Origin of the sequence: Leisingera sp. S232 (assembly GCF_049800895.1) — a bacterium.
GTDB lineage: Bacteria > Pseudomonadota > Alphaproteobacteria > Rhodobacterales > Rhodobacteraceae > Leisingera.
The window spans coordinates 1-13,297 of sequence record NZ_JBNAFX010000001.1 but is presented as its reverse complement, the minus strand read 5'-3'; the positions used below and the strand labels follow the sequence as shown (position 1 = coordinate 13,297).

At 60.3% G+C, this 13,297-nt stretch carries 13 protein-coding genes; 5 read left to right on the top strand and 8 right to left on the bottom strand.

Annotated features, from left to right (window positions below):
- Positions 1 to 25: 25 nt before the first annotated feature.
- The gene (locus tag ACP151_RS00065) at positions 26 to 1,015 is read right to left on the bottom strand and encodes an MBL fold metallo-hydrolase (RefSeq protein WP_424976784.1); all 990 of its coding nucleotides are present in this window, start codon (positions 1,013 to 1,015) and stop codon (positions 26 to 28) included.
- Positions 1,016 to 1,280: 265 nt separating this feature from the next.
- Here ACP151_RS00065 and ACP151_RS00060 point away from each other — a divergent pair, with 265 nt between their 5' ends.
- Positions 1,281 to 2,429, top strand: coding sequence for a lytic murein transglycosylase (locus ACP151_RS00060; protein ID WP_424976783.1), 1,149 nt, complete (start codon positions 1,281 to 1,283; stop codon positions 2,427 to 2,429).
- A gap of 3 nt (positions 2,430 to 2,432) precedes the next feature.
- Here ACP151_RS00060 and ACP151_RS00055 read toward each other — a convergent pair whose 3' ends face one another.
- From ACP151_RS00055 to ACP151_RS00045, 3 genes are all read right to left on the bottom strand, one after another.
- Positions 2,433 to 3,401 carry a LuxR C-terminal-related transcriptional regulator gene (locus ACP151_RS00055; RefSeq protein WP_424976782.1) on the bottom strand — a complete coding sequence of 323 codons (969 nt, stop codon included), beginning with the start codon at positions 3,399 to 3,401 and terminating at the stop codon, positions 2,433 to 2,435.
- Positions 3,402 to 3,469: 68 nt separating this feature from the next.
- Positions 3,470 to 4,114 carry a response regulator transcription factor gene (locus tag ACP151_RS00050; RefSeq protein ID WP_424976781.1) on the bottom strand — a complete coding sequence of 215 codons (645 nt, stop codon included), beginning with the start codon at positions 4,112 to 4,114 and terminating at the stop codon, positions 3,470 to 3,472.
- Positions 4,115 to 4,175: 61 nt separating this feature from the next.
- Entirely contained in the window at positions 4,176 to 5,609 is a 1,434-nt protein-coding gene (locus ACP151_RS00045; RefSeq protein WP_424976780.1) for a cache domain-containing protein, read from the bottom strand.
- Between the two features lie 282 nt (positions 5,610 to 5,891).
- Between ACP151_RS00045 and ACP151_RS00040 the strand changes: the two genes are divergently transcribed.
- The 3 genes from ACP151_RS00040 (at position 5,892) to ACP151_RS00030 (ending at position 10,403) form a co-directional block, all read left to right on the top strand.
- Positions 5,892 to 6,974, top strand: a complete 1,083-nt coding sequence (locus ACP151_RS00040; RefSeq protein ID WP_424976779.1) for a TRAP transporter substrate-binding protein — start codon at positions 5,892 to 5,894, stop codon at positions 6,972 to 6,974.
- 133 nt (positions 6,975 to 7,107) lie between these two features.
- On the top strand, positions 7,108 to 8,034 hold the full coding sequence (locus ACP151_RS00035) for a TRAP transporter small permease subunit (protein ID WP_424976778.1): 927 nt from the start codon (positions 7,108 to 7,110) through the stop codon (positions 8,032 to 8,034).
- A 14-nt stretch (positions 8,035 to 8,048) separates the two neighbouring features.
- Positions 8,049 to 10,403, top strand: coding sequence for a TRAP transporter large permease (locus ACP151_RS00030; protein WP_424976777.1), 2,355 nt, complete (start codon positions 8,049 to 8,051; stop codon positions 10,401 to 10,403).
- A gap of 151 nt (positions 10,404 to 10,554) precedes the next feature.
- Here ACP151_RS00030 and ACP151_RS00025 read toward each other — a convergent pair whose 3' ends face one another.
- The 4 genes from ACP151_RS00025 to ACP151_RS00010 all read right to left on the bottom strand — a co-directional run bounded on the left by ACP151_RS00025 (position 10,555) and on the right by ACP151_RS00010 (position 12,857).
- The gene (locus ACP151_RS00025) at positions 10,555 to 10,938 is read right to left on the bottom strand and encodes a VOC family protein (protein WP_424976776.1); all 384 of its coding nucleotides are present in this window, start codon (positions 10,936 to 10,938) and stop codon (positions 10,555 to 10,557) included.
- A complete protein-coding gene (locus ACP151_RS00020) occupies positions 10,938 to 11,762 on the bottom strand; it encodes an arginyltransferase (protein ID WP_424976774.1) in 825 nt (274 codons plus the stop codon). Before ACP151_RS00020 ends, ACP151_RS00025 begins: the two co-directional genes overlap by 1 nt.
- Positions 11,763 to 11,891: 129 nt before the next feature.
- The gene (locus ACP151_RS00015) at positions 11,892 to 12,323 is read right to left on the bottom strand and encodes an RDD family protein (RefSeq protein ID WP_424976773.1); all 432 of its coding nucleotides are present in this window, start codon (positions 12,321 to 12,323) and stop codon (positions 11,892 to 11,894) included.
- 78 nt (positions 12,324 to 12,401) lie between these two features.
- On the bottom strand, positions 12,402 to 12,857 hold the full coding sequence (locus ACP151_RS00010) for a DUF2852 domain-containing protein (RefSeq protein ID WP_424976772.1): 456 nt from the start codon (positions 12,855 to 12,857) through the stop codon (positions 12,402 to 12,404).
- A gap of 257 nt (positions 12,858 to 13,114) precedes the next feature.
- Here ACP151_RS00010 and ACP151_RS00005 point away from each other — a divergent pair.
- Positions 13,115 to 13,297, top strand: a 183-nt coding sequence (locus ACP151_RS00005) for a transposase (RefSeq protein ID WP_424976771.1), incomplete at its 3' end; no start/stop codon positions are given.

Below are 13,297 nucleotides of genomic sequence, written 5' to 3'. Positions count from 1 at the left end.
GCACAGCCCGGCGGGGGCTGCGGGGCTACGTTGTCAGCGCGTTGTGCCCGAAGTACAGGAACTCTTTATCCATGCCTTGAACATCGGCGGACGCAAGCGAGAGCGACGCGCCATCCAGCATTTTGAAGCTCTTCTGTGCCTTCACCCAATCATCTGCGGGCTGCAGGGTCGACAGCGTATAAGTCGTGGTTTCAGATAAATAGTGTGTAGGGATCACAACTTTCGGATTGATGCGCTCTACCAAAGCATTGGCTTGGCTATACGAAAGGATATGTTCGGAACCGTCCACCGGCAGGGTCAGAACGTCAATGCGCCCGATTGCATCCCAGAACCCGTCCGCCGGGTCTGGCCGGTTGTCGCCCCAGATCAGGGTGCGGATGCCGCCGGTTTCCACCACATATGTGACCATATCCATATGGCCCGGATTGTTGGGTGGGCAGGCTTCAACACCGAATTCAGCCAGTGCATTGGTCCAAGGATACCAGCCCGGCGCGACGCAGGCATGTTTATCGGCAAAGCCGGTGATCTTGAGGTCCGCAAACTCGAAATTGCCCACCATCCGGTCCAGAACCATGGTCGATTGCGGCCGGTCGATGGCGTCATGGTCGAAATGGGTATGCGTGGACATGGTGATGTCGACCAATGTTTCCGGGAACTTCTGCTTGTACCACAAGCCCCAGGCGCCCGAGGGATCGTCCCGCCAGGGGTCGAACAGGATTGAGGCGCCGCCGGGCGAAGTAATCTTGATGGCGCAATGGCCGTAGAAATCGATCTTCACTTCGCCATCTGCAAAGGCGGACATGTTTTGCAGGTCAATCACATGGTTGTTGTTGCCTGGCTGCAGCCAGTCGGTGGATTGAGCCTGTGCGCTGGAACTGCCCAGCAAACTGGCCGCGGTTCCGACACCTGCGGCACCTGCTGCTGCAAAGAAACTGCGCCGGGACAGACCCGGTGCCAGATCGTCCTTGCGCCCGTCCAGCCGGGCCGGTTCCAGGTCCTTCTTTTGTTTATCCATTGCTTGCGTCTCCCTGATGTGTTCTGGCCGCTGCAGTGGCGCAGCGGTGCAAACAGGCTAGGCATCAACGGCACCAAGGGGTTCCCCGGAAGATTGTGGGGGGAATATGGGGGGATGCCCCATAATACGACTTTGGGTTGCAACGGCGGGTCTTTGCTGCGGCGGAATTCCGGGCCTTGGCGCTCTCTTCGGTTTCTGGCAGCCTGTTGTCAATCGATCCGGCCAAATCCGGGCAGCACATCTAAACAGCAGAGCGGGCAGCAATATGAACATCACACGGCGTCATTTCGGTTTAGGCCTCGCAGCCCTGGGGCTGAGCGCCTGCAGCAGCACAGTGCCGGCGGGCAGCGGCCCCAGCGGTACAACCGGCCTGCCTGCGGACCTGCGGCCTGTGTCGAATGCAGCTTATGATGCCTGGGTCGCGTCTTTCCGCACCCGCGCAGAGGGCCGTGGAATTTCCCAGTCCACTCTGCGCGCTGCTTTCCGCGGGGCCGGATATTTGCCGGGTGTTGTCAAACGCGACCGCAACCAGACCGAATTCAAGCGCACGCTGGAGGACTACCTGTCCATCGCCGTATCGGATGAGCGTCTTGCCAAGGGCCGTGCTGCCTTTGCACGCCATCAGAGCACCCTGCGCACGTTGGAGCGCACCTATGGCGTCGATGCGGAAATCATCTGCGCGGTCTGGGGGCTGGAGAGTTTTTATGGCGAGCGGCGCGGCAATGTGCCCGTGATCTCGGCCACATCGACGCTGGCATATGACGGGCGGCGCGGCGCGTTTTTTGAAAAACAACTGCTGGCGGCACTGAAAATCCTGCAGAACGGTGACATCACGCCTGCGCGCATGACCGGAAGCTGGGCGGGCGCCATGGGACATACGCAGTTTATTCCGACCTCCTATCAGGCGTTTGCGGTGGATTTCACCGGCGATGGCCGCCGCGATATCTGGTCCGAAGATCCGACGGATGCGCTGGCCTCCACCGCGGCCTATCTGCAGCGCAACGGTTGGACCCGCGGTGTGAAATGGGGTGGCGAAGCCGGGGCGCCCGGCACCCCCTCCGGACGCAGCCTGCAGCCTCAGGCGGGCGGGCCTGTGTTCTCTGTCACCAGCAACTTCAACGTGATCAAGCGATACAACAACTCGGATTCCTATGCGATCGGGGTGGGCCATCTGGCGGATCGCATTGCCGGCGGCGGCCCTCTGCGCGCCAGCTTCCCGCCGGATAAATACGGGCTGACCAAGGATGACCGGATCCTGCTGCAGAAACGCCTGACTGCGCGTGGTTTTGATACCGGCGGTGCCGATGGGGTACTGGGGCCCAAAAGCCGCGCTGCGATCAGCGCCTATCAGTCCAGCCGCGGCCTGCCGGCAACCGGAGATCCGTCGCAGTCGCTGCTCAGCAGCCTCAAGTAGGGGCTATTCTGCCGAGCTGAGGGCAATCAGATGCTGGCGCAGGTTCTCGCGCCGGCTCAGCCCCAGTTTCTGGCGGATGTTGTTGCGGTGAAAGTCGATGGTGCTGGTCTCGCGGCCCAGAGTGGCTGCGATTTCCTTGGTTGTGCGCCCCATCATGATCAGCTGCATGATCTCTGTCTCAGCGGGGGTCAGCTGCTCCAGTGTTTCCGCCAGCTTGGACGACAGGGTCGAGGTGATGTTCTTGAGGTTGTCCTCGATCATCAACAGATAGGCGCTCTGCAAATCCCGGTCCGCATCCAGATGGCGCAGCTTGGCCACATAGGGCAGCACCATGCCCTTGATTTGCTGCACAATCTGCTGCTCGCTCTCGTGGCGCGAGGCCTCGATGTTGTCGATCAGCACCCGCAAGGCTGTATTTGCCTCTTCCAGCGCCTTGGTGCGGCGTTTGATGGTGTCTTCGCGGGCGCGCACGGTTTCGCGCAGTTCGGCCTGTGTCTGTTTGCGCTGGGCTACTTCCAGAAGCAGAGCCAGATCGCCCTCGACCACCCGGCAGAACTCCTGCAATCCCTTGCGGAACATCAGCGCGCGTTTATTGCGCCGGGTGTCCAGCACGCAGATGGTGCCATAGACCTCACCATCCGGCCATTTGATCGGGTAGCCGATGTAGAAGGACATGGCGTGTTCCATGTCCTCATTGTCCTGCCAGCGCGGGTCGCATTGGGCGTCCTCGACCAGCAACTCGCCGTCGTTTTCGAACACGCCGAAGCAATAAAGCTTTTCGTTCAGATGGTATTTGCGGCCAGGGTAAAAGGGATTGTTGTCTGCGGTATTGGAGACCTTCACCCGGTGATCCAGATCCACCGTTGCCATGATCAGTGCAGCAGGCACATCCGTCAGCTCAGCCACCAGATCGACAACCCGCTGCCATTTGGCCTGGGTCTCTGGCGGGATCGGGGGTTTTTCTGTGATCATGGCGCAGCTCCTTGACATGCAAGGCTAGGGCAGGCGCCGCCAATCGCAAAGAAAATTCCGGGGGCTGGTCAGAAAGTGGCGCCGGTCCCCTGCAGCACGCCATGTTCCAGCGCATAGCGGGTCAGGCCCGCAGTGGAGGAAATGCCCAGCTTGCGTTTGATGTTCTTGCGGTGCGTCTCAACTGTTCTGACCGATATATCAAGCGCCTGGGCGACTTCCTTGTTTGACTTTCCCTGTGCCAGTTCCAGCAGAATGGTTTGCTCGCGCCCGGTCAGCGCCTCGCGGCTGTTGCCATCCTTGGGTTCCAGCGAGCCCGCGGCACCGGTGCACAGGTAGGTCTTGCCCTGCATCACCGCGTCGATCGCCTGTTTGATTTCGTCCGTTGGCACATCTTTCAGCACATAGCCCATGGCACCATGGCTGAGCGCAGAGGAGATGTATTCGGCGCTGTCATGCATCGACAGGATCAGAATGCGGGTGCCGGGGTGCTGCTCCAGGATGATTTCGGTGGCGCTGAGACCGCCGAGCCTGGGCATGTTCAGATCCATCAGCACCACGTCAGGGCGCAGCGTGCCGATCTGATTCACCGCCTCGCGCCCGTCGGTCAACGAGCCGACCACCGCAATATCGCCATAGCTTTCCAGGATCGACTGGATGCCTTCGGCCACCATCGGGTGGTCATCCACAATCAGAACTTTTACCGGATCCGCCATCATCCCCCCAACGCCCATTGTCGATCAATCCGAAGACGCCGCAGCCTCTGCCTGCGCACGGCTATGTCGCAGGCTTGCCATCCTCACCAGGCGGCAGCAGGTGGCTCAGCGGCAGGCTGGCCTCGATCACGGTGCCGCTCTGGGTGCCCCGTGATGACAGAATGCGCAAGGTTCCGTCAAGCTGCTCGATCCGCTCCTGCATATTGCGCAACCCGATCCCTTGCCCCATCCCCGGCCCGGTGCGAGCATCCCGTGGCGGCAGGCCACGGCCGTTATCGGTGATCCGCATGGTGGCGCCGCGGGTGTGGCCGCGCAGATCGATGCTGACCTTGGTTGCATCTGCATGGCGCTCTATATTGGTCAGCGCCTCCTGGGCGATACGGTAGAGCGCAATCTTGGCATCCTGGTCCAGACGGTTGCGGAAGACCACGGTAGAGAACTCGGTCTTGATACCGGTCCGGGCGGCAAAATCATCGGTCAGCGCCTTCAGCGCCGGACCCAGGCCAAGATCGTCCAGCACCCCCGGGCGCAGGTCGCGGCTGATCCGGCGCACTTCTGTGATGGCCGTCAGCAGGCTTTCGGTGCCTTTTTCCAAAGGGGCCGTCGCGCCGTCGCCATCGCCGCGCGACAGGCGGCGGCGGGTGTTGTCCAGCGCATAGCGCACCCCGACCAGAAGCTGGCTGATACCGTCATGCAGTTCGCGGGCCACCCTGCCGCGCTCTTCCTCCTGGGCGTCAAACACCCGCTGGGTCAGCTCTTTCAGCTTGGCGTCAGCCAGCCGCCGTTCGCGGATATTCAGGAACATGCCAGAGGCAAAGACCAGCACCAGCGACACCAAAGTAATGCCGCCGATGTAAAGGAATGTTTGCTGCACCCGTGCCTCCACTTCGGCGCGTGACGCAGCAACCGAGGCCAGCACGTCGTCGATGAAAACACCCGTTCCAATTGCCCATTGCCAGTCCTGCAGGCCGAGCACATAGGCGATCATTTGCGCCTCTTCGCCGGTCGAGGGCTTTTCCCAGGTGAAACTGTGCCATCCCGCGCCGTCGCGGGCGAGCCGGATAAACTCATCGACCACCGGCACATTTTCACTGTCCCGCAGCCCCGCCCAGTTGCGGTTGATGTACTCGGTCTGTCGCGGGCTCACCAGATTGGTGCCGGCATAGTCATAGACAAAGAAAAACCCGTCCTTGCCATAGATCATCGCACTGAGGATCTGCGTCACCTGCTCTTTGGCGGCGGCATCATCGGGGGCCGCGAGGCCATAAATATGGGCAAATCCGTTTCGCGCTTGGGTCACATAGTTTCGCAGCTCAGCCTTCTTGGCTTCCAAGAGCTGCATTTCCAGTGCCTGTATTTCCCGCTCTGCCAGCGCACGCGACTGATATCCGACCAGAACAGCAATCGCTGTGCCGGCCACGATCAGCGGCAGGGTCATCAGCAGCGAGAGTTTCTGCGCATAGTTGGGGCGCAGAAGGATCTGGAACAGGCGCATCGGCAAAGCCCCACAATAGGTCTGATGCTTCTAGCGAATCGTAGTCAGCCCGCCCAGCAGAATCAGGCGGGCGGTGAATTGTTGCAACTTGGGAAAGAGTAACGGAAACTGCGTTCGTGGCGAAAATGGGGAACATTTGCCGGGAAAGCAGGTAAAAACGTCCTCTTCTACGCAGTAGTAGGTATTCACATAAAGTTCATCACCGCTAGGCTGGCCGCACTCGAACCGATCCGCCTTGGGGGGACCTGGGGCAATCCGAAATGATAATGGGAGGAATAATAAATGGATCGCCGTTCTTTCTTGAAAACATCCGCGCTGGGCGGGTCCGCAGCTGCAGCCACGACCCTGGCAGCACCGGCCTATGCCCAGGGCAAACGCACCCTGACCATGGTTACCACCTGGGGCCGCGGTCTGGCGGGCGTGCATGACTCCGCACAGTTTGTCGCTGACACCATCACCACCATGTCCGATGGCAGCCTGACCATCGACCTGAAAGCCGCAGGCGAGCTGGTTGGCGCGTTTGAAGTGTTCGACGCCGTGACTGCCGGCCAGGCAGACATGTACCACGCTGCGGATTATTACTTCGTCAGCCAGCACCCGGGCTATGCCTATTTCACCGCTGTTCCTTTTGGCATGACGCCGCAGGAACTGGTGAACTGGTACTATCACGGCGAAGGCCACGCGCTGCATGATGAACTGGGCCAGATCTTTGGTCTGAAGTCCTTTATCGGCGGCAACACCGGCCCGCAGGCGGGCGGCTGGTTCAACAAGGAAATCAATGGTCCCGAGGACTTCAACGGTCTGAAGTTCCGGATGCCGGGTCTGGGCGGCAAGGCACTTGGCAAACTGGGCGCATCCGTGCAGAACATCCCGGGCGCTGAAGTGTATCAGGCGCTGTCCTCCGGTGCGATCGACGGCACTGAGTGGATCGGCCCCTGGGCGGACGAAAAGGCTGGCTTCCAGGAAATCACCAAGACCTACTACACTGCGGGCTTCCATGAGCCGGGCGCGGCACTGTCGGTTGCCACCAACCGCGACGTCTTTGACAGCCTGTCGCCGGCGCATCAGAAGATCATCGAAACCGCAGCCGGTGCCGGTCATCAGTGGAGCCTGGCCCAGTTCATGAACAACAACGGTGCAGCGCTGCAGCGCCTGCAGTCCGGCGGTGTGAAGACACTGGAATTCCCCGACAGCGTCTGGGATGCCTTTGGCTCTGCGACCAAGGAAACCCTGGACGAGTTCATGGGCGACGAACTGTTCGCGAAAATCCGCAACAGCGTCGAAGCATCGATGAAGGCGTCCTCGGGCTGGATCACCAAGTCCGAAGGCGCCTATCGCACTCAGCGCGACCGCGTCCTGGGCTAATCTGCCTGACCGGTATCAACCGGATCCTCCGCCGCAGGGTGGGGGATCCTTTTCCAGTTGCGTGACGCGGGGCCAAAGGCCGGCCGGAAGGCCGCGCGCCTGACCCGCCGCAGCAAAGACCCCCGGGGGAAACATGCAGGAAGAGAGTGGTCTCACCTTCTTCGGCGCCGTAGCGGGCGGAGTGCTCTGGCTGGTCCAGAACCTCGCCGGCGCCTTTTACAATTTCGGCTATGCCATCACCCATCCGCAGCTCTGGCTCGACTGGTCTGACAATGCCTCGGTTATGCGCTTTGTCTACTACGGCGGCTCGGTCGAGTTCTTCTTTGTCGTCTTCACCGCTTTTCTGGTGCTGACCGCTATCGGTATCTACGCCCGCAGTTTCATGTGGGGCATGGTGCGGGGCCTCGAAGGGCTGGCCAACACCGTTGGACGCTTCTTTGCCTGGGCAGGGCTTCTGATGGTGCTGCAGCAGATCATCATCGTTTTTATGCAACGGGTGTTCGCGCGGCCTGACATCAGCTTTGGTTTTGGCATTCCGTTTTCGCAGGACATCAGCTGGTTCGCCGAAGAGCTGAAGTTTTACAATGCCTTGGTGGTCTGTCTTTGTGTGACATACACCTTTGTGCAGGGCGGCCATGTGCGCGTTGACCTGATCTACTCCGGCATCAGCTTTCGCGCCAAGAAGGTGGTGGACATGCTTGGTTCTCTGCTGTTCATGATGCCTGCGGCGGTGCTGACCTGGATGTACGGCTGGTTCTTCCTGTGGCGGCATCTGATTGTGCCGAAACCTTCGGCATCGGACAGCCTGGACCGTTTGGTGATGAAATCCCGCGCCCTGCGCTGGAACGTGGAGACCATCGGCTTCAGCCCAAACGGGTTCAACGCCTATTTCCTGTTCAAGATCCTGCTGGTGCTGTTTGCGGGCCTCGTGTTCCTGCACGCCATTGCGTTCTTCTACCGCTCGTTTCTCGAGTTCGTCGAAGGCCAGGGCAGTGAAAACAAATACCTCGACAAGGACAGTCTTGGAGAGGGTGAAGAAGCCTTTGAGGGCACGCATTAAGGGACGTCGGAAATATGCTATTTGGACTTGATGGCGTCGAGATCGGCCTGCTCATCGTATTCTTCTGCCTCTTCGGGGGCATCCTCTCTGGCTTTCCGGTGGCTTTCGCCATCGGCGGTGCCGGGATCATCTCCTTCGGGATTATCGCGGCACTGGACAGCTCCGGCATCCTGATCCATCAGGCCATCGACACCTCGTCGCAGGCCTACCGCGATCTGGTGAACTCTGGGGTCCGGCCGGATAAGGTCTCCGTTTTCCGCTACCCGGATCTGCCTAGACTGGCAGAACCTGTGTTTGTGCAGGGATGGGAAGTCGCGCTGGACCGCAACATTTCCTTTATCGTCAACCGGATGAATGAGCGGGTGCTGGCGGGGGCCTCGATCGAGACTCTGCTGGCGGTGTTGATGTTTGTTCTGATGGGGATCACCCTGGAGCGTTCCAAGATCGCCAATGACCTGCTGACCACAATGGCGCGTGTTTTCGGCCCGCTGCCGGGTGGTCTTGCGGTGTCGATTGTGGTTGTGGGCGCCTTCCTGGCAGCCTCCACCGGTATCGTCGGCGCAACCGTGGTGACCATGGGTCTGCTGGCCCTGCCGACCATGCTGCGTAACAATTATTCGCCAGAGCTGGCGACCGGCGTGATTGCGGCGAGCGGAACGCTGGGCCAGATCATCCCGCCGTCTATCGTCATCGTTCTTCTGGGGACACTGGCGGGCGACCTTTACTCCACCGCGCAGGAAACCCGGGCGATGGAGGCAGGCTGCTCTGATGCGCTGACCTTTCTGGGTGAACCGGCGGTTGTTTCGGTTGGTACATTGTTCCAGGCGGCGCTGCTGCCAGGCATCATGCTGGCACTGCTCTATGCGCTTTATGCCTTTGGCTATGCGCTGCTGAACCCTGATAAGGCGCCAGCGGTTGCGCTGGAGGGCGGCACCGGCGAGGTGATCACCCGCAATGAAGGCCTGATTTGGTTCCTGGGCGTTCCGGCGGCGCTGGTGGGCGGTGCGATCCTGCTGTCGAGCTTCAATGTGATCGGCAGCCAGAACATCACCGTTTCCACCTTCTCGGATGCCGGTGAAACCGCGTCCTTGCGCACCAATGTGGGCGCTGAATGCAAGGCTGCGATGATCGACCTGCACGGCCAGGAGGCCTGGGACGCTGCAGTTGCAGAACAGGACGCGATTGATGCAGCAGGCGGTGTGACGCTGTCGGCAAGACTGAGCGAAGAGGAAATTGCAGCAGCCCGCGTGGCCAAGATCGCTGCCGCTGCCCCGATTGGCACCGGTATCTCTGTGATCATGGTTCTACTGGCTTTGGTGCTGGCCTTTGGCCGCGGTGTGGCGCCTTCGCGCGATACCAAGCCGCTGGTTCTGGGCGCTATTGGCATTCTGCTGATTGCGCTGGTGGATCTGGTGGCCGTTGCGCCGACGACCTCTGCCGGGGTGACAGTGCTGTGGATTGCGCTGCCGCTTCTGCTGGCGCTTTATGGCTGCCGCGAGGCTGCGGCCCGCTGCGCCAGGAACGATCTGATACGGGTGGTGTTCCCACCGCTGGTGCTGATCGTTGCGGTGCTGGGCTCGATTCTGGGCGGCATCACCAACCCGACACCAGCTGCAGCGCTGGGGGCAGGCGGTGCCATCATGCTGGCGGCCTACCGTAAGCTGCAGGATGAAGGCAAATCAGGCAAGATCATCATCTGGTCCACCTTTGCCGTGATGATCAGTATCCTGATCGGCATGAATTTTGACCTGCGTGTGAACCAGGGCGGGGTCAGCGTGGAAAGCTGGATTGCGTTTTTTGCTGCCTATGGCGCCTATCTCTATGCGCTGTTCGGGCTGCTTTATGGCTGCTGGGTGCTGTTCCGCTCCGGTGTGCTGACGCCGGTGGTGCGGGAAACCGCCAAGGTGACCTCTATGGTCTTCACGATCCTGATCGGCTCGCAGCTGCTCAATCTGGTGGTGATCTCCTTTGGCGGTGAGCACTATATTCAGCAGTTCCTGAAGAGCTTTGACAATGAGATGACGGTCTTCCTGATCGTGATGCTGGTCTTGTTCTTCCTGGGCTTTGTGCTGGACTTCCTGGAGATCATCTACATCGTGATCCCGATCGTCGGGCCGGTGATCTACGGCGGATCGTTTGATCCGAAATGGGTGACGATCATGGTGGCGGTGAACCTGCAGACGTCGTTCCTGACACCGCCCTTTGGTTTTGCGCTGTTCTATCTGCGCGGGGTTGCGCCGAAGGAAGTGACGACAGCCCATATTTACCGCGGGATTGTGCCCTTTGTGCTGATCCAGGTGGTGGGCATTGCCATCCTGTGGGCATTCCCGTCGATTGTGACCATCGTGCCGGCGTTGATCCCGAACTGACTGGTGCAGTTTCATAGGTATGAAACGGATAAAGGGGCCCGAAGCGGGCCCCTTTTGCATGTCCTGAGCGGGCAGGGGCGCTGCCCCTCTGCGCCGTTGGCGCATTCACCCCGGAGTATTTGTGGAAAGATGAAAGATATTGGCGCGGGCTTCAGGTGAACTGGATCAGATCCCAGCGGTTGCCGAAGGGATCGCGCCAGATCGCAACCGTGCCATAGGGTTCATGCCTCGGTTCTTCCTCGAAGGTCACGCCGGTGGCCAGCATTTTCGCATGATCGCGGGCGAAATCGTCTGTGGCCAGAAACAAGCCGACGCGGCCGCCGAACTGATCGCCAATGACGGCCTTTTGCACGGGCCCATCAGCGCGGGCCAGGATCAGGCTGCCCTGTTCAGCACCGGGCGGCAGGATCCGCACCCAGCGTTTACGGCCCTGATCCACGTCTTCTGCCAGCTGCCAGCCCAGCTGACCGCAGTAAAAGGCGATGGCAGCGTCATAGTCCGGCACCACCAGTGACACGGCATGAAGGAATTGCATCAGCGTTTTTTGTGAATCGGCTGTTCGGGCAGCTGGATATTGGCAACCTGTTCGGCAATCGGATCTGTCGACAGCGGGTGGCCGGCGGTTTCGAATTGCGCGGGGTCGGCCATCTTCTTCCATGCGCTCTGGTAATAGATTTCCAGACCGGAGAATTTGGCCTTGTAGCCCATTTTCTGGCTGCCCGGTACCCAATAGCCGAGGTAGACATAGGGCAGCCCGGCTTCCTGTGCGATCTTGATATGATCCAGGATCATGAAGGTGCCGAGCGAGTCCTGGGGGCGATCCGGGGCGTAGAAGGAATAGACCATGCTGAGGCCGTCCTCCAGCACATCGGTCAGCGACACCGCCGTCAGCTCACTGCTGCCGGGCACCGCATATTCCACCACCCGGCTGCGCACGGGTGTTTCCTCGATCATCGCGGCATATTCAAAGACGTCCATGTCGGCCATGCCGCCATCGGCGTGGCGGCTGTCCAGGTATTTGCGAAACAGGGCGAACTGATCCTCGGTCGCCCAGGGCGAAGTCGCCCGCCGTTCCAGATGCGCGTTGCGTTTCAGGGTGCGTTTCTGGCTGCGGCTGGGGCTGAAAGCCGCCACGTCAATCCGTGCCGACAGGCAGGCAGAACAGTCCGAGCAGGACGGGCGGTACAGCACATTCTGCGAGCGGCGGAATCCTTGCTGGCTGAGGCTATTGTTCAGCTGGTCGACCCCGTCGCCCTGCAGCGCGGTAAACAGCTTCCGCTCCATCCGGCCCTCCAGATAGGGGCAGGGTTGCGGCGCAGTCACATAGAACTGCGGGGCAATGGGAAGAGTATGGCGCATCAGAACCCGTCAGCAATTTCGCGGAGCAGGCGGAACGGATCGCCTGCGGTTCCAAGGATGATAGCAACGCGGTTCCAATGCGCCAAGCGGTCTTGTGGAAAATGGTTTAGCGGTGGTTTGCAGGTTTCCTTAAACACGCCGGTTCAGCATCACCGTGCCCAGGAAATGGTCCGTCAGGCCCTGGCCGCGCGATGAGGTGAGCATCAGGATCACAGAGATCACCTGCAGCACCGGCAGTGCCAGCGACAGGGTGTAACCGGCGGTGTGCAGGGCGGCCATGCCGCTGTCCATCCGCTGTCCCGCGCTGTCCCGTAGTTCGATCCCGGCAAATCGCATGCCCCAGGTGGCGGATCTGTTTGCGATGGTCACGGTTCGGTAGGCAAAGCCAACTGCCAGATACAGAAGCGGCCAGATGAACAGGCCGGTAAAGGCGGTCAGCACCACCGTGCCGGCGCTGAGAGCGAAGATCAGCAGGCTGTCGATCATCCAGGCGATCAGGCGCTTGGTGGGAACGGACGCATAGAATTCTGCCTGGTAATCGGGATCGGGCAGGGCGGTCATGAAGCAATGTCCTTTGCAGCAAAGAGTATGGGAAAGCCCCGCCCGGATGGTTGGGCGGGGCAGCTGGAGGATGCAGGATCAGTGGCGCTTGGGGTCGCGCTGATCTTCTCCGTCGTCCTCCATGTCTTCACTGGACGCGGTGCGGGCACGTTCATCCATGAACTCGTCAAACTCTGCCTTGTCCTTGGCTTCGCGCAGGCGCTGCAGGAAGGCATCAAAGTCATGCTGTTCCTGCTCCAGGCGGTGCAGAGTATCGGCTTTATAGGCATCAAAGGCGCTGTTGCCCGAGGGTTTCATCGCCGAAAAGCCATGGCGCGACCAGGACTTGCGGTGGCGGCAGGAGGATTTGCTGAACATGCGTTTGCTCCAGATCATGTAGAAGAGAAGGGCCAGGCCAACCGGCCAGAAAAACACGAAACCCAGAACCATGGCGGCAATCCAGGCGCCTTTGCCTTTGCTGTCCAGCCAGGCTTCGCTGCGGGAAAACCAGCCCTGTACCGGGGTGGCAGGGGCGGTCGGGGTGAAACTCGTCATCGGGGTCCTCCAGGTTGCGGGTGAATGTAAATCCCTTTCACATGAATGCATATCGGAAGCCGTCCGGATGCTTTCAAGCCCTCATGTAAATCTTTTTCACATCTTTGGCGGTTTGATCGCGGAACGCTTGCCTCTGCTGCCCCTGTGTAGCGGGACATTTCGCGTTGCAGTGCGGGACACTTCCCGTTGCAGCAGGCGTTGTTGCACAAAGGCCGTAGAGGATTCACTTTGCGAATCCCGTAGGTTAGATCGGCGGCATGCCGAAGCCTGCCTCTTCCCGCTATCGAACAACGAACTGGTCCAACTATAACGCATCACTTCGAAAGCGCGGCTCTCTGCTGGTCTGGTTTGACCGCGACATGACCTGGTTCGCCGAGCGATGCGGCAAACGCGGACGACCGGAGACCTTCTCCGATGCGGCCATCCAGTTCTGCCTTAGT